At 38.3% G+C, this 24001-nt stretch carries 20 protein-coding genes and 4 pseudogenes; 10 read left to right on the top strand and 14 right to left on the bottom strand.

The window, feature by feature from the left end; all coding sequences use genetic code 11:
* Window positions 1-67 precede the first annotated feature (67 nt).
* Together NYE49_RS12890 and cwlH are read right to left on the bottom strand one after the other, a co-directional pair.
* A complete protein-coding gene (locus NYE49_RS12890; protein ID WP_047182903.1) occupies window positions 68-799 on the bottom strand; it encodes an SGNH/GDSL hydrolase family protein in 732 nt (243 codons plus the stop codon).
* A 251-nt stretch (window positions 800-1050) separates the two neighbouring features.
* Entirely contained in the window at window positions 1051-1803 is a 753-nt protein-coding gene (cwlH, locus tag NYE49_RS12895; RefSeq protein WP_047182904.1) for an N-acetylmuramoyl-L-alanine amidase CwlH, read from the bottom strand.
* Window positions 1804-1989: 186 nt separating this feature from the next.
* Between cwlH and NYE49_RS12900 the strand changes: the two genes are divergently transcribed.
* The gene (locus NYE49_RS12900; RefSeq protein WP_047182905.1) at window positions 1990-2616 is read left to right on the top strand and encodes a TVP38/TMEM64 family protein; all 627 of its coding nucleotides are present in this window, start codon (window positions 1990-1992) and stop codon (window positions 2614-2616) included.
* A gap of 18 nt (window positions 2617-2634) precedes the next feature.
* Here NYE49_RS12900 and gnd read toward each other — a convergent pair whose 3' ends face one another.
* Complete coding sequence (gene gnd / locus NYE49_RS12905) at window positions 2635-3528, bottom strand: phosphogluconate dehydrogenase (NAD(+)-dependent, decarboxylating) (protein ID WP_047182906.1); 894 nt, start codon at window positions 3526-3528, stop codon at window positions 2635-2637.
* Window positions 3529-3779: 251 nt separating this feature from the next.
* Between gnd and NYE49_RS12910 the strand changes: the two genes are divergently transcribed.
* On the top strand, window positions 3780-4502 hold the full coding sequence (locus NYE49_RS12910) for a DUF308 domain-containing protein (protein WP_342410284.1): 723 nt from the start codon (window positions 3780-3782) through the stop codon (window positions 4500-4502).
* Between the two features lie 32 nt (window positions 4503-4534).
* Here NYE49_RS12910 and nucB read toward each other — a convergent pair whose 3' ends face one another.
* Complete coding sequence (gene nucB, locus NYE49_RS12915) at window positions 4535-4945, bottom strand: sporulation-specific Dnase NucB (RefSeq protein WP_342410285.1); 411 nt, start codon at window positions 4943-4945, stop codon at window positions 4535-4537.
* A 195-nt stretch (window positions 4946-5140) separates the two neighbouring features.
* On the opposite strand from nucB, the pseudogene NYE49_RS12920 reads away from it, so the two are divergent.
* Window positions 5141-5491: pseudogene (locus tag NYE49_RS12920) on the top strand (sigma-70 family RNA polymerase sigma factor); the annotation flags it as partial.
* Window positions 5492-5518: 27 nt separating this feature from the next.
* Here the strand turns inward: NYE49_RS12920 and spoIVCA are convergent.
* Window positions 5519-6979, bottom strand: coding sequence for a site-specific DNA recombinase SpoIVCA (gene spoIVCA, locus NYE49_RS12925; protein WP_339237641.1), 1461 nt, complete (start codon window positions 6977-6979; stop codon window positions 5519-5521).
* A pseudogene (locus NYE49_RS12930) lies at window positions 6937-7115 on the bottom strand (hypothetical protein). The gene spoIVCA and the pseudogene NYE49_RS12930 overlap by 43 nt, the downstream one beginning before the upstream one ends.
* Before the next feature lie 656 nt (window positions 7116-7771).
* On the opposite strand from NYE49_RS12930, the gene NYE49_RS12935 reads away from it, so the two are divergent.
* Window positions 7772-9289 carry a class I adenylate-forming enzyme family protein gene (locus NYE49_RS12935; protein WP_339233391.1) on the top strand — a complete coding sequence of 506 codons (1518 nt, stop codon included), beginning with the start codon at window positions 7772-7774 and terminating at the stop codon, window positions 9287-9289.
* Between the two features lie 44 nt (window positions 9290-9333).
* On the opposite strand, the pseudogene NYE49_RS12940 reads toward NYE49_RS12935, so the two are convergent.
* From NYE49_RS12940 to NYE49_RS12960, 5 genes and pseudogenes are all read right to left on the bottom strand, one after another.
* Window positions 9334-9663 (bottom strand): annotated as a pseudogene (locus tag NYE49_RS12940) (excinuclease ABC subunit UvrA); the annotation flags it as partial.
* Window positions 9664-9996: 333 nt separating this feature from the next.
* The gene (gene recA / locus NYE49_RS12945) at window positions 9997-11076 is read right to left on the bottom strand and encodes a recombinase RecA (protein ID WP_342410286.1); all 1080 of its coding nucleotides are present in this window, start codon (window positions 11074-11076) and stop codon (window positions 9997-9999) included.
* A 538-nt stretch (window positions 11077-11614) separates the two neighbouring features.
* Complete coding sequence (locus NYE49_RS12950; RefSeq protein WP_342410287.1) at window positions 11615-11947, bottom strand: hypothetical protein; 333 nt, start codon at window positions 11945-11947, stop codon at window positions 11615-11617.
* Window positions 11928-14804: an excinuclease ABC subunit UvrA gene (uvrA, locus tag NYE49_RS12955; protein ID WP_339233397.1), complete on the bottom strand. Its 2877-nt coding sequence runs from the start codon at window positions 14802-14804 to the stop codon at window positions 11928-11930. Before uvrA ends, NYE49_RS12950 begins: the two co-directional genes overlap by 20 nt.
* A gap of 230 nt (window positions 14805-15034) precedes the next feature.
* A complete protein-coding gene (locus tag NYE49_RS12960) occupies window positions 15035-16156 on the bottom strand; it encodes an NADH:flavin oxidoreductase (RefSeq protein ID WP_339233399.1) in 1122 nt (373 codons plus the stop codon).
* A gap of 493 nt (window positions 16157-16649) precedes the next feature.
* Here NYE49_RS12960 and NYE49_RS12965 point away from each other — a divergent pair, with 493 nt between their 5' ends.
* From NYE49_RS12965 to NYE49_RS12990, 6 genes and pseudogenes are all read left to right on the top strand, one after another.
* Window positions 16650-17150, top strand: coding sequence for a CarD family transcriptional regulator (locus NYE49_RS12965; protein WP_339233401.1), 501 nt, complete (start codon window positions 16650-16652; stop codon window positions 17148-17150).
* Between the two features lie 454 nt (window positions 17151-17604).
* Window positions 17605-18732, top strand: a complete 1128-nt coding sequence (gene rapE, locus NYE49_RS12970; RefSeq protein WP_339233403.1) for a response regulator aspartate phosphatase RapE — start codon at window positions 17605-17607, stop codon at window positions 18730-18732.
* Window positions 18722-18856, top strand: a complete 135-nt coding sequence (gene phrE / locus NYE49_RS12975) for a phosphatase RapE inhibitor PhrE (RefSeq protein ID WP_014114495.1) — start codon at window positions 18722-18724, stop codon at window positions 18854-18856. The genes rapE and phrE overlap by 11 nt, the downstream gene beginning before the upstream one ends.
* 109 nt (window positions 18857-18965) lie before the next feature.
* A pseudogene (locus tag NYE49_RS12980) lies at window positions 18966-19125 on the top strand (hypothetical protein).
* 368 nt (window positions 19126-19493) lie between these two features.
* Entirely contained in the window at window positions 19494-21374 is a 1881-nt protein-coding gene (locus NYE49_RS12985) for a T7SS effector LXG polymorphic toxin (RefSeq protein ID WP_342410289.1), read from the top strand.
* A gap of 4 nt (window positions 21375-21378) precedes the next feature.
* On the top strand, window positions 21379-21678 hold the full coding sequence (locus NYE49_RS12990; RefSeq protein WP_080529577.1) for a contact-dependent growth inhibition system immunity protein: 300 nt from the start codon (window positions 21379-21381) through the stop codon (window positions 21676-21678).
* A gap of 38 nt (window positions 21679-21716) precedes the next feature.
* On the opposite strand, the gene NYE49_RS12995 is transcribed toward NYE49_RS12990, so the two are convergent.
* Genes NYE49_RS12995 through NYE49_RS13005 form a run of 3 tightly spaced genes read right to left on the bottom strand, consistent with a single transcriptional unit; the run spans window position 21717 to window position 23941 of the window.
* Window positions 21717-22535, bottom strand: a complete 819-nt coding sequence (locus NYE49_RS12995) for an N-acetylmuramoyl-L-alanine amidase (protein WP_339233407.1) — start codon at window positions 22533-22535, stop codon at window positions 21717-21719.
* A gap of 43 nt (window positions 22536-22578) precedes the next feature.
* Entirely contained in the window at window positions 22579-23001 is a 423-nt protein-coding gene (locus tag NYE49_RS13000; protein ID WP_339233409.1) for a holin family protein, read from the bottom strand.
* Window positions 23002-23047: 46 nt separating this feature from the next.
* Window positions 23048-23941, bottom strand: a complete 894-nt coding sequence (locus NYE49_RS13005) for a phage portal protein (protein WP_339233411.1) — start codon at window positions 23939-23941, stop codon at window positions 23048-23050.
* Window positions 23942-24001: the final 60 nt, after the last annotated feature.

Below are 24001 nucleotides of genomic sequence, written 5' to 3' on the forward strand. Positions count from 1 at the left end.
GCCTCCTTAATAAGGTTTGATAACAGCCTATGTAGGAGAAATAAATCGGACTAGGCGGTTGTCCGGCTCAACGCTGCAGAATCTGCCCATCTTGTATTCCTTCATATACAATCCTTGCCCCTTTAGGTGTCATATGATTTCCAGAAGGATCTATAAGACCAGATTGGATAAGCGCTTCATCAGTTGCTTTTCCGCCGTCTGCTTCTATAAAATGCTTCCAGTTATCTACAAGAGGGACATCCAGGCGCTTCGACACATCTCTTGTAATATCGTTATATGAGTTGTGCCATTTCCTTGCTCCGCCTTTTGGTTCAAAAGCAGCTGCTTGATATCTGGAATAGTAAAACAGATGATGCTTCCCATTACCTTCTATAATTGGGATACACGTCATTAAGATTGGCTTGATCCCGTGTTTTCTGCTTTCTTCAATAAAATAAATTAGATTTTCTCTAAAACGCTGCTTCGACACTCTCGGTTTCCCCTCAGTCAGTATGGCAGCGTCATTGGTGCCGAACATAATAAACAAATACTTCGGTTTTTGATCCAGCACATCTGTCTGAAATCGGAGACGGGCATCCTCTGTCGTCTGTCCGCCGATTCCCGCATTGAGTATATCAAGGTTACCGCGCTCAGCTGTTTTTAATATATTGACCCACTGCTGTGCTTTTGGATAATCGCGATAATCCCAGTTAGAGCCACGCGTATTGCTGTCACCAAATGCTACAACGTCTTCGTATCCCCTTCCCTCGCATCCTGCTGTAACGAACAGCAGAAGGAAAAGGATGATAAAATGTTTCATCTTTACACCCCCAAAAGCCTCACCTTAATGTTATACCTCTGTTTCTCTTCGTTCAATGAAGAGTTTTTCGCTATCACTGTTTTTTCCTATAGTTAACGTGTCCCTCTCAGTGAATATCATTCTGCTTTCATTGCGGCGCAGCTGATGATTTTTTAAAATTCCCTTCTTTCCAATCTGAAAAACACACAAACCAAAGAAAAGAAAATAACCTGAATCCGCACCGGAAACAGGTTATCCGTTAAATCCTGCATTTACTTTAACTTCGATTTAAGCCTGGCCTTTGTTTTTGGCCCATAAATCCCGTCTGCAGTTAATCCGTTCATCAGCTGAAAACGCTTGACGGCATTCGCTGTTTTCGGTCCGTAAACTCCATCTATGCCATTGTTTTTGGCTCCCTTATCAGGGTAAAAGTGAAGTGCAGCTAAAGCCTTTTGCAGCTGGAGAATGTTTGTGCCCTTTCGATAAGGCGAAGTGAGCTTTATAACCCCAGACGGCAGAGGATATGATGGTGAAGTTTCTTTTTGAGGTGTATCCGAGGAAGAAATTCCGTTTATAAAAGAGTTCCAGTGGTCCAAGAGTTTCCGCGGACATTCTTTCCCGGACCATTTTTTGTGGGGAACAACACGATTTAACGGAATATTGTTTTCCTTCATCAGCTTTCTGATCAGCCACTGGGCATTTGATGTTGCTTTTTCAAAATCGCCGTCAGCATTTTCGCAGATTTCAATCCCGATCGATTTGCGGTTTCCTGTCCCGTTTGTACCGTCTCCCGCATGCCAGCCGTTTTCATCTATCGGGAGATGCTGATAAATGACTGAATCGTCAACTGTAAAATGCCAGCTTTCGGATGTGCTCGGGTTTTTCACAAAATTGGCGTGCATTTTCGCATCAGCGCCTTTTGCTGTATTCGCTGTATTATGCACCGTAATATAAGCAGGCGTCATCGCATAGCCAGGACGATTATCATTTGATACCGGTATAAAATCCTTTTTTATGGTTACCATTTCTATCCCTCCCTATTATTAAGAATGCAGAAAACAGAGAGATGGACAGCCTTTTTTATGAGGTTAAAAAGAATTGTGTTCTCAACCTGGTTTTCAGTTGAACCGCTGAAATGGCACCAGTTATACTAATTTAGATGACGGAGGTTTTGACTCCTGACATCACCTAAGTTGGGAGTGACCATAGACATGTTAAAAAAAGGAATAGGTATACTTGTGATTATCGCTATCATTTCAGTTGGTTTTTTTCAGAAAGAAGCTTGGCTTGATGCAATCAAAGCAGGAGGGATGTTTTCCGTTTTATTTAGTATGCTGCTGATTGCTGCCGATGTTTTTTTCCCAATAGTGCCGTTTGCTTTGGTTGCTGCTTTAAACGGCGCAGTGTTCGGGACTGCAAATGGAATTTGGATTACACTGACCGGCTCAATGCTTGGTACTATATTGCTGTTTTTTCTCGCCAGGTACAGTTTTAGAGATTGGGCCAGAAAAAAAGTTCAGGCCTATCCTGCCATACAAAGCTACGAGGCTTCCTTCAACAAAAACGCTTTTACCGCTGTTTTATTAGGAAGGCTGATACCTGTCATACCTTCACTTGTAATGAACGTGATCTGCGGGCTGAGCCAGGTTCGCTGGCATGTTTTTTTCTTTGCGTCTTTAATAGGGAAAATCCCCAATATTGTTGTTGTCACTATTGCAGGTGCCAATTTCACCAGCAATAAATTATTGTCTATCAGCATTTACGGTACATATATTCTGATCATCATGCTGGTCATTTATAAAAAGTTCCCTCATCTTCTGAAGGTGCCAAAAAAATAAGGAGGCTTGTTGGCCCCCTTACTTTTTTTCTGTCGCATGGCCTCCAAATTCATTTCGAAGCGCAGCGACAACCTTTCCTGTAAACGTATCGTCTGTTAAAGAACGGTATCTCATCATCAGTGACATGGCGATGACCGGAGTTGCCGTCTGCAGATCAAGCGCGGTTTCCACCGTCCATTTTCCTTCACCTGAGGAATGCATAATGCCCTTGATCTGATCCAGTTTCGCATCCTTAGCGAAAGCTCGCTCAGTCAGTCCCATAAGCCAAGAACGAATGACAGAACCATGATTCCACACTCTGGCAACCTTCTCATAGTCAAAATCAAATTGGCTGTTTTCAAGCACTTCAAATCCTTCACCAATCGCGGCCATCATTCCATACTCAATTCCATTATGGATCATTTTTAAAAAATGTCCGCTTCCCGCTTCACCAGCGTATAGATAACCATTTTCGACGGCGGTATCACGAAAAAGCGGTTCCACAATCTCCCATGCTTCATGGTCGCCCCCCACCATAAAACAGGCTCCATGCCGTGCGCCTTCCATTCCGCCTGACGTTCCGGCATCGAGATAATGGATACCCGCTTCTTTCATTTGATTGTAGCGGCGAATTGATTCTTTATAATGAGAGTTTCCAGCTTCGATAATCATATCGCCTTTACTTAATAAAGGTGATACATCACGCAAAACAGCATCGACAATGCTATGCGGTACCATAACCCATAGGATACGCGGCGGGTCTAATAAAGAAATTAACTCTTTAAGATTCGTTGTCCCCTCAGCCCCGTATGCTTTCAGTTCATCAACAGCCGCTTGATTTACATCATATCCTACCGCTTGATGATTGCGGTCAATGAATTGCTTTCCTATGTTTATGCCCATTTTCCCTAAGCCGATTAATCCGATTTTCATATCTGATCCTCCTGATTGTCTAAAAAGCCTTTACTCTTTATGTTCCCTTTGGATTGTATTGTGATACGCAGAAAACAAATGGGGCTTACATCGTCTGCGCATGTAAATTTTATTTTTCATGACCGACGGCGCCTGCCAGTTCTATTACTGAATCTCTTTATATCCATAATTATCGCTTTATCCTTGATTTACCATCAGTTTAAGTTAAAATATGGGAAGGAATTCGATTTTTTCAGTAAAAAGAAGGTGACATGTTGCAGAATCAATCTCATACTCTTATTGGAGTTACGAAAACCGCTGTATTCTTTTTATACGCTGCACTTGCAATCATCGGTTTTGCAATCGGGTATTTTATCCCGCAGATTGCGAAATGGGCATTATCCCTCCCCTGGATCCCTCTTGAAGGACCACTTCGGCTCATTACCTCTTTTCAGGGATCTACAGCTGCATTTATCACTGCTCTTCTCGGTATGTGTGCGGGGATTTGGTTCGCTCATTCTGTTATTGCAATGCTGCTGTCTGTCAAAATTACAGATCACACAGTGGAATTCATCAAAGGAAAAAAAGTGCAAACAATTCATTCCGATGACATCGCTCTTGTATTTATGGATCACAAACGGCTTGTCCTCCTGGGAACAGCCGGATATGAATTGGTACGGGAAGAAATTGATGAAAAACCAGTAAACGTTGAGAAGGCCTTTAGACAGCACCATTACGAATGGGCAGCAGATGGTGATCCGTTTAAAGATCAATTTCGCCGGTGGATTCCTGATGCACCTGACCTATCGCAAGGCGCCCATGCCTTATTAAAAGCTCGTCACAAAGCGCTGCAGGACGAAGAAAAAGACGATATTGAAGAATTCCGTCTCGAACTGGCACAGCTGGGCATCGTTGTACGGGACGAAGGCACACGCCAATATTGGCGAAAAGCAGAAACCTATCCCCCGAAAATTCAGCTCGGCGAAGGATTGTAACAACAGAGGCTCAAGAAAGAGCCTCTTCTTTACTACTGCACAATAAACAGCACTCTGGTGCCGTCAGGATAGCTGCTCATTTGATTCCCTACCCACGAGCCGGCGCCGCGATTATCAGAAGGCGTCACATATCGGACATCAGCCCCTGTGCCGCCTTCCTCGCAGACCGCCATCGGCCACTCATCCCGGTCATAGCCCGGCTTGGTCGGGATTCCCTTTAAAGATTCCTCCCGCCTTTTGTCTGCTCCATCTCTATCAATGGTACAAATATCTGGATGTCCCTCTGCAATCGCATCTCTAATATGACTGCCGGTTTCCGGATAACGAGACAGCGGAAAATATAACACTTTGTCATACGAAGATGCGCCTTGGATCTGCTGCGGAACCATTAAACAAAGAAGAACTGCTGCAGCAAGAAACAGGCCTGCCATCCATTTTTTCATTCCCATCCCCCCATACCTTTGTTCATTTCAATGTATGGGCGCTTGATGAAGAATATTTTTAACATTTGAAGTTCGTATGCTGCTTACCAAAGCCGGACTCCCCCGCGAGAAATTTCCCGGTACAGACACAGACAGCCTCCAAGTCACATACATTTACATATAGGCTTTTGCCTACATACTTTTGTGGAGGTGACGATGGTGACAGGTGTTTTCGCAGCGCTCGGCTTTGTTGTTAAAGAGCTTGTCTTTTTAGTATCTTACGTGAAAAACAATGCCTTTCCACAACCGCTCTCAAGCAGCGAGGAAAAAAAATACTTAGAGCTCATGGCTAAAGGGGATGAACATGCCAGAAACATGCTGATTGAGCATAATCTTCGCTTGGTCGCCCATATTGTGAAAAAATTTGAAAATACAGGTGAGGATGCAGAGGACTTAATCTCCATCGGAACGATCGGGCTGATAAAAGGAATTGAAAGCTATTCCGCTGGTAAAGGGACAAAGCTGGCAACGTATGCTGCGAGGTGTATTGAAAATGAGATTGTAATTACAAAAGGGGGGTGCATCCCCCCCTCTTTAATACGTTTCAATATATACGGTGTCAGAATCCACAACAGTAACTTCTTTCACGATAAAGTTAACAATTGTTTTTTTATCTTCAAGAGTTAAGTTATCTGCACCGATTGATTGAAAATAGTTGATGGCTCTCTTTAGAGCATTTTCACTTGAACTTGTATCATCCAGGACTTTCATTTTTAATTGAATTTCGTTACACTTTTCAGTAAGCTGGTTTTGTTTTTTTTGCAGCTCAATAATTTGCGCTTTGATTTCATCAATATCTAAATCATCGTCATCGCTTAGGCTGATTAGCGTTAAAAGACGCTTGCGGCCTTTTTTTGTTTTCTCTATCTCTTTTTGAATGAGTTCTAATTCATCAGACAGGTGATTTGATTGCTCAATCTCTTTGAAAGAAGCATACTTTTGAGGATTTGTGATGAATTTAAAAATTTCACCCCATACATGCCGGTTCAATTTATTCTCAGACATTTCCTTTCCGCAGCCGCGGTCCTTTGCTCCAGAATAATTTTTCCGGCAAGTATATACATAGTAGTCTTTACCATGTGATTTTCTTTTCTTCCCTGTCATGGTATTTCCGCATTTTCCGCATCTAACCAAACCCGATAACAAGTAATTGTGAGGGCTGATACTCAAGTGTTTTCTTTTACTTTGACCTAAGAGTTCTTGAGCATAATCCCATTGTTCGGCTGGAATAATTGCCGGAATTTTAACAGTGATTTGCTCCTCTTCAGGTCTTATTTTAATTATTGATTTGTTCCCTGCTTGTTTTGAAACATAAGAACCCTCAGTGTCATATTTATACTGTCTGTGTTCACCCTTATAAGAAGAGTTCATCAATATCTGTCGAACAACCTGCCTGTGCCATACTTTGGCGCCTTTTTTTGTTTTAATCCCCATCTGGGTTAAATGTAGAGCAATACCATTTACTCTGCCAAAAAAAGGGCTCTTATGATCGGTAAAGTAGTTGAAAATCATCCGAATAATTTTGGCTTCCTCTTCAAATATCTCAAGAGTTCTTTTCTCTTTTACAAATTTATAGCCATATAGTTTGGAATCTTTAATGATCATGCCTTTTTTCATTTTTTGAAGTCGGCCGCTTGAAGTCCGTTCTTTAATTTTGGCTTTTTCAAACTCTGAGATTGCCCCGCGCATTGCGAAAAACAATTGACCTTCTGGAGAATTAGCATATTCTCCATTAACAAAAATCAATGGTATATTTCGCTTTCGCAATTCGTCATCAATGATAAGCTGATTCATTAATTTCCGAGAAAGACGGTCAGGATCATAACAAATGACTTGACTTATAAGTCCCTTGCTTGCATCCTCCCTCAAGCGATTCAAAGCTGGACGTTCTAAAAGCTCACCAGAAAATCCTTCATCTGCATACTTCAGTACATCCTTAGTCCCTGCTTTCTTTATGCAGGCCTCGATCTGGCTGTCGATGCTCGATCCCTTGATCGCTTGTTCCTCGGTTGATACCCTTACATATATTGCTATCACCCTGGATCTCCTTCCTATATAGTTTTATTAAATAATGATAGCAATCGTTAATGCATTTGTCAGCTTGCGGTCCCTCGATGATTATTACCTTCATAAAATGCATCACCCCTTGGGTAATGCTATGTAAAAGGTGTTTGTCCTAATGAGATCATTTTCAATGAGTGTGAAAAATGCACTTAAAAAACCGATAGTTAAAACCATCGGTTTTTCGATACTTATACTAGGCCCTCAACATAGTAAATCTATATCATTGCTTATGTAAGCTTATTTTCATTACACTCCTTATCTTTATTTGCCATCATTTCTATACGTTTATATCAATAATGGTTTAAAAATGGTGAGCACAAACAATGAATGTCCTTGCTTTTTCATCTATATTGATTAAGATTTTTAATTTCTTCCTTATAGAAAGATTTAATCACTCTGATGCAAAAACACAAAAAGATACCAATAGATTATTAGATGAATATCACTGGGTCATAGGAAAAAACACTTCTACTCAATTATTATATACATCTGATCATCCAGTTGCCCAAACAAAAACACTTCAGCAATTACACTAATTAAATGAGAATTCAAATTTACTTGGATTTTCAATAGTTTGAACTTTTTAAAAAAACGCTAGAGAAAATTTTTTTCGCTATGTTAAAATTATAGATGAATCTTAATAAACTTAACCTTTTACTAAGGGAAGTTTTTTTATTTTGGTCAATAAAATATTTAATAGTTTAACAAAAAGGAGAGATAAAAGTGAACACATTACAACACTTAGTCACAGAATGTGCAGAGATTTTCCCTCAACATGAAGCACTAGTTGAGCATAATGAACGTTATACATTTAAAGAATTTCACGAAAAAGTAAATCAGTTATCTCATTATTTCTTAGAAAAAGGTATTCAAAAGGGAGACCGTATTGGCATTTTAGCTCATACAAGTATTGCATACCCAGTTGTTATGATGGGTATTTTACAAGTAGGAGCTGTTATTGTTCCATTAAGTAAAAGTATGACACCTTATGAACTTGATAGCATCATTACAAGCGGACAGTTAAAAGCCATTGTTTATCATCATGAATTTAAGCCAGTTTTGGAAAAAGCAGAGCAAACTCACACAATTAGCTTTATGCTATTGATTGAAGATGCAAAAGAATTCACGACTCAATTTTCATCATATGAAACAACTAGACCAGCAGTGCTTCCTGAAGTACTACCAGAAGATCTTGCATTAATGATGTTTACATCAGGTACCACAGGTAAGTCAAAAGGCTGCATGATTGCACATGGAGCGCTAAGTGCCTTTTTAAATTTTGATGGCCTAGAAATATGTGCAAATTTCGATACGAATATGCGCTACCTGTTTGTACATCCATTCTTCCATATAAGTTCAATGTGTTTCTTTTTCATGTGCGTAAAATCTGGAATCACAATGGTATGTTCAAAGGAAACAGAGCCCGCTAAAGTAATCGATATTATTGAAAAAGAAAACGTAAAAATGTTATTTGCATTACCACCAGCCCTTAAATATATTGTAGAAAAGCTTGAAAAACAGCCTCACTATGATTTTCCACTAAAACTTGCTTTTTCAGGTGGAACAAAAGTATCTGAATCTCTAATTAAACAATATGACCGTCATGGCATAATTTTAGCTCATGGATACGGAAGTACAGAAGCAGGGGTTATCAGCTCTTGGCATCCTCAAATGGGGTGGAAAAAAATAAGCTCAGCTGGTAAACTAGCTCCGCATGTAGAAGTTAAAATTGTGGATCCAGAAACACGTGAAGAAGTATCAACGGGAGAAAAAGGAGAAGTCCTTGTACGAAGTCCTTATATCTTTAAAGGCTACTGGAAAAACGAAAAGGCAACAAATGCTGTCTTGCAAGATGGCTGGTTAGCTATGGGAGATGCAGGACGCTTGGATGAAGACGGATTCCTTTATATTGAAGGCCGCTATAAAGATGTGATTGTATACGGAGGAGACAATATCTACCCTGATCAAGTAGAAGAAGTTGTACTAGCTGTAGACAATGTATTAGAAGCGACAGTTGTTGGTATGCCTGATGATGTTTATGGTGAAGTTCCTTATGCCTTTGTGGTCAAAGAGCAGAACTCAGGACTAACAGAAAAAGAGGTAGTAAACTTCTGTAGAGAACGATTAGCACCGTATAAAGTGCCAAATGTTGTATTCGTATCTTCACTTCCTAAAAACAGTGTAGGAAAAGTTTTAAAAAATGAAGTAAAAAACAAGCATGAGCATATGTGCAAAAATTGATGTAATTGACGAGTTTCTTCATGATATAGAAGAAACTCGTCAAAAAGCATTTTGTGTACATCAGCAGTGTGAAGACCAATGGTAGGTTCATCCTTAATATATAGGATCGAACCGGTAGATGTTTTAAGTAACTCAGCTGCCAGTTTTACGCGCTGAGCTTCGCCACCAGTCAGTGTAGTTGAAGGTTGGCCAAGCTTAATATATCTCAGACAGGTTTTACCGTGGCAGCATTCAAAAAAGCAAACAGCTTCCTCTGCAGTCATCTCTAGCACATCGTCAATACTTTTACCCTTATAACGAATATCCAGCATTTCGTCGTTGTAACGTTTCCCTTTACATATATCGCATCCTACATAAACATCAGGTAGAAAATTAATCTTTTTTATAAATTAATTTACTTTTAATTCGATTTCAACTATATGTTAATGTTTCATTACACTTTCTGAATTATAAGGGAACTGACAATGTGATTCTCTTTCTTTTAACTTGCTTTTCACCTAAAGCAAGTCTTTTTTATTTATCAGGATGAAACTTAATAAAATTTATAGGTTACATCGTATCACTATATTTCATTAATAATGTAGCTAAATGTATTCTCGTAAACCTTACTCATCTCTGCAACCTTGAGTGAATAAACTGGATGAGCCATTTCCCCTATAAATTCCAAAGCTAAACACCTTTGCCATATGGAAAGGTGTTTTATGTTTTTATTGCTTTTCGCTATCGTTATCAATACTGTTATCAGTATCAATATCAATATCAGTATCAGTATCAGTATCAATATCAGTATTGGTCTGAATACCATTACTATATTTGAAATCAATAATGGTTTTTCTAATTTCTTCTCTAATTTCAGGATTTTCTTTTAAGAAAATCTTAGCGTTTTCTCGTCCCTGTCCTAAACGCTCCTCATTATATGCAAACCAAGATCCAAACTTTTGAACAATATCTAATTCAGAACCAATATCTATGATTTCCCCTTCTTTTGATATACCTTCTCCATACATAATGTCTACTTCAGCAGTGCGAAAAGGAGGTGCCATCTTATTTTTGACTACTTTAATTCTTGTTTTATTACCAACTATGTCATTTCCTAGTTTAAGTTGTTCACCCCGGCGAACCTCAAGACGAACGGAAGAATAGAATTTTAATGCTCTTCCACCTGGCGTTGTTTCCGGATTTCCAAACATAACGCCTACCTTCTCCCTGATTTGATTGATGAAGATGGTAATGGTTTTTGACTTATTGATTGCTCCAGATAGTTTACGAAGAGCTTGAGACATCAAACGAGCTTGTAGACCTATGTGAGAGTCTCCCATTTCCCCTTCAATTTCTTTTTGTGGAACTAATGCTGCTACTGAATCAACAACAATAATATCAACAGCACCACTTCTAACTAATGCTTCGGCAATTTCAAGTGCCTGTTCACCAGTATCCGGTTGCGATAACAGTAACTCATCAATATCTACACCTATTTTTCTTGCGTAAACTGGATCAAGTGCGTGTTCAGCATCAATAAAGGCAGCTCGACCTCCACTTTTTTGTACTTCTGCAATTGCGTGTAAGGAAACTGTTGTTTTACCTGAACTTTCGGGTCCGTAAACTTCCATAATTCTTCCTTTGGGATAACCATTAATTCCAAGAGCTATATCTAAAGCTAATGAGCCTGAGCTAGATGACTCAACTTTTGTATATGTGCCTTCTCCCATCTTAATAACTGATCCTTTACCGAATTGTTTTTCAATTTGTTTTAGAGCCATATCTAGTGCTGCTTGTCTATTATTCATAATTTGAAGCCTCCGATTGTTAATTTTATATCCATTTATTTCCCGTTATAGTGTATGTTTTATTAAATAAAATTAATAAAGCAGCAGTGAATCTCCCGACTAAATACTAAAGCATTATAGGCGGGACATCTATTAACTTAAATACAGCTGTACTCACGCGATTTGAGCACCATTGGTGCTTGATTCCCTGATGTAAGCTAATTAATGAAGCCAAAGTCTGCTGTGTTCAAGAGATTTAGATCCATAATACTTTAGTAGGTATTCATCTTCTTGCTCCGTCCATAGCTTTTGATTTTTACTCAATGTTATCTCCCTCCGGTGCGTGAAGAAATCTTAAAATGAAGAAGTCAGTAAAAAGGACGTTAGTAACCTGTACTAACGCCTTTGATGCTATTTAATATTTTATAGATTAATACTCTTTTTTTCGTAATTATTTAGATTAATTATAGCAGGATATATATGCCCCTAATGTTTATTTATCATCCGGAAATTAAATGATATTGTATGATATTTAAAACATGTGTAATACTGAGTTCCATCACTTTTCAGTTTTCCTTTTTGCCGAAGTAGTTTTTTTATGCTTGGTTTTTGGATTTTTAGCCTGTTCGGCGGCTAATCTAGTAGCTTTCTCCATACGTTCCTGTTGTAGTTTTCGCTCTTGCTCTATTTTCTGTTCGTAAATTTTATGAATCTCATGTTGAACAACCAGCTTGTCAATCAACAAGAAATTCTCAAAAGCGTCGGGGAAAATAAAGGATTTAAGACCAATTTGTTTACCAAATTGGACCGTAATTCGATCCTCAGTATTTTCAACTACCTGTCCTTCGCCAAACTGACGGTGCTTTACCCGTTCATTCGCTAGATTCATCATTTTTGTCTCCTATACTAGCTTTAAAGCTCGAATTATTAAGATATTTTTTAAAATACTTACCTGTATGACTAGTCTCACAATCTGCTACTTGTTCCGGCGTACCACAACATACGATATAACCTCCGCCTGTACCGCCTTCTGGACCCAAGTCAATTATATAATCAGCATTCTTGATTACATTCAAATTATGCTCAATCACTACCACAGTGTTACCTAACTCGGTAAGTTCTTGAAGAATATTGATTAGTTGGTGTACATCAGCAGTGTGAAGACCAGTAGTAGGTTCATCCATAATATATAAGGTCGAACCGGTAGATGGTTTAAGTAACTCAGCTGCGAGTTTTACGCGCTGTGCTTCACCGCCGGACAGTGTAGTTGAAGGTTGACCAAGCTTAATATATCCCAGCCCGGTTTTACAGAGTGCTTCAATCTTCTTACGAATGCGCGGAAGATTTCGGAAAAAGGTGAAGGCTTCCTCTGCAGTCATTTCGAGCACATCGGCAATACTTTTACTTTTATAATAAACCTCCAGTGTTTCACGATTATACCGTTTTCCTTTGCATATCTCGCATTCTACGTAGACATCAGGTAGAAAATGCATTTCAATTCGCATAACTCCATCTCCACCACATGCCTCACAGCGCCCACCTTTTGTATTAAAAGAGAACCGCCCGGGACCATATGCTCTTAATTTGGCTTCGTTTGTGTTGGCAAACAGCGCCCGAATGTCATTGAATAGTCCTGTGTACGTAGCCGGATTTGAACGTGGTGTACGCCCAATTGGGCTTTGATCGATATGAATCACTTTATCCAAATACTCAATTCCATCTATGCTACGGTGCCTTCCCGGTTTAGTATGCGCACCATTGAGTATAGAAGCGAGTTTTTTTTGTAAGACTTCGTTAACCAAGCTTGATTTACCGGAGCCAGATACACCCGTCACACAGGTTAAGGTTCCCAGGGGAATTGATACATCAATATCTTTAAGATTGTTTTCGGTTGCTCCAATAATTTTCAAAACTTTACCATTTCCAGTTTTCCGTTTTTTTGGAAATGGGATACTTCGGATACCAGACAGATATTGGCCTGTCAGAGAACGAGGTTCATTTATAATACAATTCAAGTTACCTTGAGCTATAATCTCGCCGCCATGCTTACCTGCTTGTGGACCAATATCAATGATCCAGTCTGCAGCTCGAATAATGTCTTCGTCATGTTCAACAATAATTATAGTGTTACCGAGATCTCGCATTTGTTGAATTACTTTAAGCAACTGGTCATTGTCTCTCTGATGCAGACCAATTGACGGCTCATCAAGAATGTAAAGCACACCAGTCAACCTGGAACCAATTTGAGTAGCTAGGCGGATTCGCTGACTCTCCCCACCAGATAAAGTGGTGGCAGTACGTCCAAGTGTCAAATAACCCAGTCCTACATTATCTAAAAATAATAACCTTTCTTGAATCTCTGTTAATACAGACTCTGCTATGGTTGCACGAGCGCCAGATAGCTTTATATCTTTAATGCAGGTTAAAGCTTGTGTAATGGATAAATTGCAAAAATCGGCTATATTTATCGAATCGATAGTTACTGCTAGTATACCAGGCTGCAGTCGATTACCATTACAAGTGGTACAGATTAGTGGAGACATGTACTCCTCTAATTCCTTTTTGACAGGCTCCGATGTTGTCTCTACATAACGGCGTTCAATGTTTCTAATCACACCTTCAAATGATTTACGTGTTGTTATTACAGATTTTATCTTCTTCTGATGTGATTGCAGTAGTTCAATGTCGGTGCCATATAATAAGGCATCAACAGCAGATTGTGAGAATTCTATGAGTGGTGTATCTAAGTCAAAGTTATATTTTTCAGCAAGGGCTTCATAGTATATCCTTGCAGATGAACCTTGTTCAGGATTTTTCCAACCTTTGACTACAATTGCTCCTTGTCGGAGCGATAGTTTTCGATTCGGTAAGATTTTATCAGGATCGGCCTTAAGATGGTAACCAAGACCAGCACAACTTACACACGCTCCATGTTGACTGTTAAAAGAAAACATGCGTGGCGATAATTCTGGAAGTGAAAACCCGCACTGTGCACACCCAAAGCTTTGAGAAAAAATAAATTCTTCCTTAGTACCATAATCATAAATAATGACTGTATCTCCTGACAGTTTTATCGCCATTTCCAACGAATCAACAAGTCTTTGTTGATTCCCAGCACGGACTACCAGACGATCAATTAAAATCTCAATTGTATTTTTTTTATTAGCAGAAAGCTGAATAGGATCGTTTGTACTTACTATTTCACCATTGATGCGGAGCCGGGCATATCCTTCTTTTTGTGCCTGTTGAATAACCTCACGGTGTTCTCCCTTCTGATCATGAATCATAGGAGCAAGCAGTGCATAGCGAGTACCTTCAGGTAATCGGTTGATTTGATCTACAATTTGGTCTATCGACTGTCTGCTAATTTCTAGCCCACAGTTTGGACAGTGCGGCACACCAGCTCTTGCCCATAACAGTCGTAGATAGTCATAAATTTCGGTTACTGTTCCAACAGTGGAGCGCGGATTGTTGGAAGTCGTCTTTTGTTCAATCGCTATCGCTGGCGATAAACCATCAATTTTGTCAACATCAGGTTTATTTAACTGTCCTAGAAACATTCGAGCATAAGAAGACAAAGATTCAACATACTGCTTTTGTCCCTCTGCATATAGAGTATCAAAGGCGAGACTGGACTTGCCAGAACCGCTGACTCCTGTCAAAACAACAGTTTGATTACGAGGAATATTTAAACTAATATTTTTAAGGTTATTCTCTCTAGCACCAGTAATTTGAATAAATTTTTGCATAAAAACCTCCGATAATATAGGTTTGAGCTGAAGAAGCTATGAAGTTTACAAAAAGTCAAAGTTATTCTCATATTATAAAAAAATAGCTGACTCTTACTATAAAAACAGAAGCTTCTAACCGAAAAGAGGGGCAATGGCTTTACTCTGTAATGTTTAAAGAGATAAAGCAAGAGCTACTGTAGAACTCTTGCTTTATCTCTTCTAATTTTCAGATGAAAGTATTTGATATGTTAAACTAAGGTTTTCAAATCTTCTTTTGTAAATGTGGATAATTCTTCAATCCTTCCTTCCTGAATTTTGGTTACCCAGTCTGGATTGCTGATTAATGCACGTCCAATAGCGATTAAGTCGAATTCGCCACTATCCAGCTTATACGTAAGCTCATCCAGATGCGCAGTTGGGTCATTTTGTTTCGTCTGCCCTTGCTGCAAGCCTTTTGTCAATTCAGCATTAGTGCCCACAGAGCCTACAGAAATAACAGGCTTACCAGTGAGCTTCTTTGTCCATCCTGCCAAATTAAGGTCAGAACCCTCAAATTCAGGTTCCCAAAATCGACGAGTTGATGCGTGGAAAATATCAACACCAGCTTCCACAAGTGGTGTGAGAAAACTTTTTAGCTCCTCAGGATTTTTCGCTAGTTTGAAATTATAGTCGTTTAATTTCCATTGAGAAAATCTAAAAATAATTGGGAAGTCAGGACCAACAGCCTCACGTACAGCCTTAATAACCTCTACGGCAAAACGAGTACGTTGAACTAAATCCCCACCATATTCATCCGTACGTTTATTAAAGGAATCCGCAAAAAATTGATCGATTAGATAGCCATGAGCTCCGTGGATTTCAACAGCGTCAAAACCAACTTTTTTAGCATTGGAGGCAGCTTGTGCATATCTCTTAACAAGTTCATGAATTTCTTGGACACTGAGAGGTTCAGATACTTGTTCTCCTTTAAAGTTAATACCAGAAGGCCCAACAGAATTAACGTCTACATCAGGAAAATGATTTTTCTCCCGTGCCATACCTGTATGCCAAATCTGCGGAGCAATTTTCCCACCGGATTCATGCACTTTTTGAACGATACGAGCCCATTCATTTAATGCTTCTTCTCCATAAAAATGGGGGACATCATGTTCTGCTCCTGCAGCTGGGTGTTCAATAAGCACTCCCTCCGTAATAATTAACCCCACTTTATTTTCAGCTCTGCGACAGTAATAGTCAGCTACGTCATTTCTTGGAATTCCATTTGGTGAAAAACTCCGAGTCATAGGTGCCATTACAATGCGATTTTTAAGTTTTAGATTTCCAAATTCAAAAGGTTTAAACAAAGACTCAATAAATTTAGATAAATTCATGATTCCCACTTCCTTTACTCGTTAAATTTCAATTTTATACGTTACATTACCATTTGGAAGATTCGCAATATTTTCAATCTGAAGGGCTAAGAAACATATTTGTCCATATTAAATTTCATAATTACAATACCTCCTTGTTATTGACAAGATGCATCTTAACATATTTTCTGCGCATTTTTGCAAGCATTATTTTCAAGTTTTTTCGATCTTACTGCTTTGAAATGAAAATTTATATGGAAATAAATTGCATGTTATATGCACTAATAATGAATGGCAAATGCAGATTATAAACACATAAAGCTACCTCTTTAATGGTTCATGAATTAGTGTTTAATCCAATACTTTGTATCAACTGATTATTAACGGCTGTCTCATTCCAATGAGAAAAATTCACATTTTAGACATATTTATTCCCAGAAAACCCTTGACACGCGTGTGGTAAAATTAATTTAAAGAGTTTTGTTGGTTTTCCAATAAGTCAGGAGTGGGTCTAATGTTTAAAATCGGTGATAAAGTATTTTATCCTTTACATGGAGTGGGTTACCTCAGTGGGATCGAAGAACTCAGAATTAATGCTAATTTTAAAGTGTATTATAAAATTTACATTACTGATCAAAAGTTATTTATATACGTTCCAAAAGAAAAAGCACAAAAATTAGGTCTACGTCTTATTTCTTCAGTAACCAAACTGAGGTCTGTTAGTCAACGTCCTTATGATCATAAAAAAAACCTAACGCTAAGTTATTTTGAAAGAACAAGTTCCCTTAAAGAACAATTGAGATTGGGGAGATGTGAGGATCTTATTCAACTTGCAAGAGATTCTCGGTATGCAATGAACAAAAAAATTAAACTTTCTAGGGAAGAACATGATATTTTCAAAACTGCTAATTCCTTGTTGGAACAAGAAATTATGATGATTGAAGGTGTTTCCTCACAAGTTGCTCGTGAATTTATAGAAAACGATTTTAAGAAAATATCGGAGAGAACTATCTAGCTATAGGTTTAATTTGCTTTTCAATTAATGTGTTTAATACAAACATAATTATCAAAAAAGGTAACTTCTTTTCATTAATTACATTATTTCAACCCAAATTTTTTTACAAGGAAGAATTGCATAAGAGAATATTATATCTATACTCCGCATTTTTCAGATAATTTATCATTACTTCCGCGACTTGACACCAAATCATAGGCAATCCTTTTATAAACAGAAAAAAGGAGTAAATACATAATTTACTCCTCTTACTTATTTCTTATGTTTGCTTTTCATAATCTGATGTTTTAACCTCTCAGAAGCCTGGCATATAATCACGGTTTTTTATAAGAAGCGAAAAAAGTTATTGCGGTCCCACCGAAAATTTAAATTGCGGTGCCCTATTGCCTTTTTCTGCGAACGAAAACTTGTTAATATTTACATTACTAGTAGAGTTAAGGGAAGGGTGAATATCTTGATATCAATCACATCAGCTGAAGTGGGAATGAAGATTAATGAATGGCATAGGCATATTCAAAAATTCAACGTTACTGATGCTGAAATGTTAAAAGCTGAAATCGAACGTGATATAGAGGTTATGGAAGAAGATCAAGATTTGCTTATTTATTATCAATTAATGGCCTTTCGCCATAAGATCATGTTGGAATACACGCTGCCATCTGATGAAAATCGAATGGAACTTTCAGAATATTTAAAGAAAATCGAAGGCCATAAGAAAAAACTAGACAATATGCGGGCATATTATTATAACTTCTTCCGCGGGATGTATGAGTTTAGAAACGGTGAATACACAAAGGCCATTACATATTACAAAAAAGCTGAACGCAAAATTCCAACGATCTCCGACAAGATTGAAAAAGCTGAGTTTTATTTTAAGTTATCCGAAGTCTATTATCATATGAAAATGACTCATATCTCAATGCACTACGCTGAACTTTCATACAATATCTATAAAAAACATGAACTTTATTCTGTTCGGCGTATTCAGTGCCATTTTGTCATTGCCGGTAACTACGATGACCTTGAAAATCATGAAAAAGCTCTCCCCCACCTTCAAGAAGCTTTAAAAGGTGCCGAGCTGCTTAAAAGTAAAAATACTCACATCTATGCCACTGCATTTTTTAATCTCGGCAACTGCTATCACAAAATGGACAACTTAAATAAGGCTGCTCGTTACATCGAACAAGCCTTGGTTCAATACAAAAAAATTAACTCTGACGTACTTCCGCAAGCTTATCATGACCTAGCGTTGATTTATTTTAAACAAGGCAAAAAAGAACAAGCAATGGATTGCTTCCGCAAAGGAATCAGAAGTGCTGTAGATTTTAAAGACGAACTTTTTATGAACTTATTTGAAGCATTAGACGTTCTTTATATAAGAAATGGCGATACACCTAAACTCCTCAACATTTTTTCTCGTTTAGAGAACGGCAAAGGATACCCTTATCTGGAAGATCTGGCATTGTTAGGAGGCAACCTTTTCGATTATAATGGAAAAATAGAGGATAGTATCATCTGTTTCAAGAAGATGGTATATGCTCAAAAGCAAATATCGAAAGGGGAATGCATGTATGAAATCTAAATTGTTTATCAGTTTATCCGCCGTTTTAATTGGACTTGCCTTTTTCGGATCTATGTCTAATGGCGAAATGAAGGAAGCATCCCGGAATGTAACTCTAGCACCTACTCATGAATTCCTTGTTTGATTCGATAAACAACATTAGTTCTAATTCCCTTTAGCCGTTTCATAACGGCTTTTTCTTATTTCTGATACTGAAAAAATCCATCATACATAAAGCTTTTGAGGTGAACATTTTGGACTTATTTGATGAATGCTTAGAAGCTCTAGGGAAAAACAAAGAAATCTTATCAGAAGAGTTAACGGCAAAATATTATGAACTGCTTTCAAACAGTTTTCCCTTTACATCTTGGGGACGAATCAAGTGGAAAGAAGTTTGTTGTCATCAATCTATAGTTTACGAGGAAGAGATTTACGATTGACTAGCTAAACACCATTTTAAAGATAGGAACATTATTATTCTTTGGGGTTACGGAGAACAGCCAGCATTAAAAACCAGTCTTGAGCATGCATTAAACGTAATTGATGATGTAACTGCCGTTGGATCAGATACTTTTATGTTTAGTGAATCTGGCTACGTTATCGAAATTTTTCATGATGGCGATGTTACAATTGGAAAGTCCCCTTTCATTAAAAGGATTAGCAAATAGGTAAAATGACACAGATCGAATGATTCATTTCCACCATTTGATCTACATAACAGTTAGTTTCATCATTCTTCCATGGTAATATTTTGTTATATGATTAAATGAGAGGGTATGATTATGAAAGTCTTTGAAGCTAAAACACTTATGTCTGAAGCTACAGACCGCGCCAAAGAATATAAAGAACTAAGGACGCAAATGGTCAACTTGAGAAAAGCTTTACAAAGCGTCGCTGAACTGGATGACAGCGAATTCTCTGGTAAAGGCGCTAATAACATTAAAGCATTCTATCACGATCATGTTGGTGTCACTGATCAATGGATTGACTACATTGACATGAAAATCGCATTCTTTAACAGCATTGCCGGAGCTGTCGAGGACAAAGGCCTCTCTGATGCTTATATTGAGGAATCTTTTCTAGAACATGAACTGGCTAACGCCCATAAAAAATCAAAATCCATCATGTCTGAACAGAAAAAAGCCATGAAAGATATCCTAAATGACATTGACGACATCATCCCGCTCGACTTGTTTTCAACAGAAACCTTCAAGGATGAGCTTGCAGATGCCAATGACAAACGCAAAAAAACAATTGAAAAACTAGGTGATCTTGACGAAGATTTACTGACAGAATATGCTATGTCAGAACCAAATGAACAATTCATCAAGTCAGATTTCCAAAAGCTCCAAGAAGCAACGGGCAAAGGCAAAAACGCTACGCCCATCCACTACAACGCCAAGGCGTACCGTGAAAGCGACATACATAAGAAAAAAGGCGATATTGAGAAACAGACTGAAGCCTATTTGAAGATTAAGAAAGAAGAAGCGAAGGAACGCGAGATAAAAGACTTAAAGAAAAAGCTTGCGAATGGTGTCTCAGATCCGGATGAGTATTTAGAAATTGCGAAGAAGATCGGGTATGAGAACCTTGAGCCTGCACAGTTACAGTATGTAGTGCAGCTAGAACAAGCAAAACAGTTGAAGTCCGTCGGTGAAAGTGTAATCAATGCTGGTAAGACAGCATTTGATATCATCGATGGTGTTAATGATGGGATTAACGATACGATTGACGATACGATATATGGCATCAAAGACTTGGTTGTAGGAGCCTGGGAATATTCACAGCTTCCTATGGAACTAAAACTTACAAAAACAATTACAACAGTCTTAAGCGTTCCCTCCTATCCAAAAATAATCTGGACAAACATCGCCGATTCATGGAATGATAAAATGATAAATGGTGATGCATACACAAGAGCACATTATATCAGTTATGCAATCGGCAATATTGTTGGACCAAAAGGTGCGGGTGCCGCAGTACAAACCACTACTAAGCTCTCAAAAGTGGGTAAAGTGGCTGAAGGTGGAACAGCAGCTTCTCATGTGAATAATGGGATTAAAAAGGGAACAGCCTATATTCATTCTATTGTTAGAAATAAGAATGATCTTGCACTTGTCGGGATTGCCCAAGACATCGACAATACATATAATATTAAGAATACGCCTTTATTAAAAAGGATTATTGAAGATAAAAAAGAGAGTGTACTTAGAAAATCTGAAAATTCTAACAACATGGGTATCGGTAATGTCAAACAAGGTGATAGTACCCCTCTCGCACCTGGTGGAGGATTAGCTGCTCATGAGGCAAAAGGCGGGCATCTTATAGAAAGACATGTTGGGAAGACCGACGAAGAACTAATTCAAAGACTTGATAAGAGCAAAATGAGTAACAAGAAGATATCCGGTTCATCATCATTTAAAGATAGAGCAACTGCAGAAAGAGTTGCTAATAGTGCTCTCACAAATAATAAAGCGAAAATAGAAAAATGGTTAAATAGTGATGTGAAAAAGCCTTTAGTACTCTCTTATAAAGGGAATGAAGTTTTAGGAAGAGGAATACCAAAGGGAGAAGATACAATTACTGATTTAACTAATGCTAAAATTATATTGAAAAAGAACAAAGATGGTAGCTTTATATTAACTGGCTACCCAACGAGGTGATACCATGATAGATACAAACATTTCCGAACCTGTTTTTCAATTTCTAGGAGGTATTTTTCATCAAGATATAGAAACTCCAGAATCAGCACTGGACGAATACTTAGAAGAGATTCCAAAAGAAGAGCAAGAAACTGATATAGTAGCATTAAAAGATTTTATTAACAGTGATTATACGGATGAAGAAAAGAATGATTTTATCGATGAAGCTGCTGACGGAGTAGACATTCGTAGTTACGGAGTATCTCCATTAGTATGGCTCGAACAAGTTATTCAAAAAATAGAAAAGAATATTGAAACTTTATAATCCATAAAAGGTCCCTTGAAAATTCAAGGGACCTTTTATTACTTCAAAAGTGCTTTTATTTTTGCTTTCGTTTTCGGTCCATAAATGCCATCAGGATTTAGTCCATTCATCAGCTGGAACCGTCTTACGGCATCTGCTGTTTTTGGGCCATACACACCGTCAATTCCATTATTCTTAGCTCCTTTATCCGGGTAGAAGTATAGTGCAGCCAGTGCTTTTTGAATTTGCCTTACGTCGTCTCCTTTTCGCATCGGGCTTGTCACTTTATAGATGCCAGAATGCAGCGTATATGACGTTTTCTTGCTACTTGAGCTTGTTGTTTTCTTTTTAGCTGTACTTGTTTTGCTTGTACTTATTTTCCCACCTAGCGACTTTAATTCTTTTTCAATGGCAGCCTTAACTTGATTCCATCTTCCCTCTGACAAAATACGATGCGGACAATACTTACCGTTCCAGTCTTGATGCTTGCGGACACGGTCAACACCCCATCCTCGTTCTTTAAGCAGCTGTGCCACAAACTTAATAGCAAGCTTTTCCGCTGCCTTATATCGTGCCCCTCCTGACTTGCTATAACAAATTTCGACACCAATCGACTTACGATTCCCTGTACCGTTTGTTCCATCTCCTGTGTGCCATGCATTTCGATTCGTTGGAATTCCTTGAATGACTTGTTTATCGTCTACCGCAAAGTGAAAACTCGTTGAGCTAGAGTTATTCTTCATGTAAGAAATCTCATTGGCTGCTGAAGCATCATTCGCAGTGTTGTGAATAGTGATGTATTCAGCTTTCATTGGATTAGGACATTTCAATCCATATTTTGATTTAGAGACTAGATTTTTAACAACTTTGATTGGCATATATCCTCTCTCCTTCTGTCTACATAATAAAAAAGCCACTGGCTTAGCCAGCAGCTTTGTCTGCGCTATTCTTACTCTGTTCTTTTTCGTTCTCAATTGTTTGTAATCGATCTGTTATTGTTGATGGGATTTTAACACCGATCTGTGCTAAGTTTTCAGTTATTGACAATCCTTCATTAGCAATATAAAAAAGAACTGTACCAAAGGTTAGGACACCGTTTAAATTGAGGACTGTATCAATAACGTTTGCTAAAATGACCGCAAAGAAATTGAGTAGCTTGCGGACATAGCCAAACCATGCGCTCCGGCTTCGCAGTTTCTTGAATTTCCATGCCTTAATTACTCCTGTTAAAACGTCTATTATGCTAAGAACTAGAAGTAAATCAAGGTACTTCACCCCTCCAAATAAATATACTCTTGCTAAATCTAATGTTTCAAAATTGATAAACAAACTTGTCTCCTCCATTTCTAATCACCTCCTCCGAGGCAAATAAAAATAGGACAGCCGGATCTTATGAGACGGCCGTCCCTCTAACTGAAAAGTTTCCATTTGTTAAAGCTGTAAGCTCCATAACAATTTCTTTAAAACCGGAAATGTCAAAAGACCAGGCTTCAGATTTTCCTTTTGTGCTAGTGGCAAATGTTCCGTCATCCACTTTTTGCCCTCTCAAGGCTCTTTTTGTTCCCGATAAGGATTTACCCCAGAATTTCAATTCACTTGTCTCAGCCGTCCCATAAACTTCAATGAGTAACGTTTTAAATGATCCAACGGTGAATCGGTTACCCTCACCTATGGTTTCTGTTTTATCGTGAAAGACAATATCCATTGTTTTTGCTTGAGTGTCTAATGAGCTAAGGTTCAGGCCTTCAGTCTGAACTTTTAAACGACCATCATCAGTTAAGCTGCTTTTATCTAACTGGACTGAGAACGGAGCAACTGCTGTAATAGGAACAGTGTGGTTAATGTTTATATCCTCTTCACCTGCGCCCAGTGACTGGTATAGTAAAAATTCAGATTGCTGCAGGTTACCATTTCCGTATCTGAAACGGAAATAGCGTTTAGTTAAATGAACCCATTCAGTCTCGCCAAGTGTATTTGCTTTGACAACCAACGAAGAGACTGTAGTCCATGAATTCATATCGTTACTTTCTTCAATGAATAAGGTACCTTCACGATCAGAATAAGCGTGACCTTTTACTTTTGAAATTAAAACCTGACCTAATCGATCTTGACCATATTGCGTGTATACTTCAGTGGCTTTTAAAACTGCGTTCGTCAGCAGCTCTGCATTACCGGAAATTGAAGCTACCGGCACAACAAAATCTCTGTTTCCTTCTCTGTATGGCTTGGCTGCCCCCGGCTTACCGGTTACATCTGTTGGAAATTGAAAACTATATGATGCCATTAAAAATCCTCCTTGCTATAAGATCATGATCATTAGTGGTAAGCATGGGTTTACAACGGA

It is taken from the genome of Bacillus sp. FSL L8-0358, from assembly GCF_038593095.1.
Taxonomy (GTDB): Bacteria; Bacillota; Bacilli; order Bacillales; family Bacillaceae; genus Bacillus; species Bacillus subtilis.

Bases quoted from the DNA above. Each gene is read 5' to 3' on its own strand.
- NYE49_RS12890 (WP_047182903.1), bottom strand. From the start codon at position 799: ATGAAACATTTTATCATCCTTTTCCTTCTGCTGTTCGTTACAGCAGGA.
- cwlH (WP_047182904.1), bottom strand. From the start codon at position 1,803: ATGGTAACCATAAAAAAGGATTTTATACCGGTATCAAATGATAATCGT.
- NYE49_RS12900 (WP_047182905.1), top strand. From the start codon at position 1,990: ATGTTAAAAAAAGGAATAGGTATACTTGTGATTATCGCTATCATTTCA.
- gnd (WP_047182906.1), bottom strand. From the start codon at position 3,528: ATGAAAATCGGATTAATCGGCTTAGGGAAAATGGGCATAAACATAGGA.
- NYE49_RS12910 (WP_342410284.1), top strand. From the start codon at position 3,780: ATGTTGCAGAATCAATCTCATACTCTTATTGGAGTTACGAAAACCGCT.
- nucB (WP_342410285.1), bottom strand. From the start codon at position 4,945: ATGAAAAAATGGATGGCAGGCCTGTTTCTTGCTGCAGCAGTTCTTCTT.
- recA (WP_342410286.1), bottom strand. From the start codon at position 11,076: ATGAATAATAGACAAGCAGCACTAGATATGGCTCTAAAACAAATTGAA.
- NYE49_RS12950 (WP_342410287.1), bottom strand. From the start codon at position 11,947: ATGATGAATCTAGCGAATGAACGGGTAAAGCACCGTCAGTTTGGCGAA.
- uvrA (WP_339233397.1), bottom strand. From the start codon at position 14,804: ATGCAAAAATTTATTCAAATTACTGGTGCTAGAGAGAATAACCTTAAA.
- NYE49_RS12960 (WP_339233399.1), bottom strand. From the start codon at position 16,156: ATGAATTTATCTAAATTTATTGAGTCTTTGTTTAAACCTTTTGAATTT.
- NYE49_RS12965 (WP_339233401.1), top strand. From the start codon at position 16,650: ATGTTTAAAATCGGTGATAAAGTATTTTATCCTTTACATGGAGTGGGT.
- phrE (WP_014114495.1), top strand. From the start codon at position 18,722: ATGAAATCTAAATTGTTTATCAGTTTATCCGCCGTTTTAATTGGACTT.
- NYE49_RS12985 (WP_342410289.1), top strand. From the start codon at position 19,494: ATGAAAGTCTTTGAAGCTAAAACACTTATGTCTGAAGCTACAGACCGC.
- NYE49_RS12990 (WP_080529577.1), top strand. From the start codon at position 21,379: ATGATAGATACAAACATTTCCGAACCTGTTTTTCAATTTCTAGGAGGT.
- NYE49_RS12995 (WP_339233407.1), bottom strand. From the start codon at position 22,535: ATGCCAATCAAAGTTGTTAAAAATCTAGTCTCTAAATCAAAATATGGA.
- NYE49_RS13000 (WP_339233409.1), bottom strand. From the start codon at position 23,001: ATGGAGGAGACAAGTTTGTTTATCAATTTTGAAACATTAGATTTAGCA.
- NYE49_RS13005 (WP_339233411.1), bottom strand. From the start codon at position 23,941: ATGGCATCATATAGTTTTCAATTTCCAACAGATGTAACCGGTAAGCCG.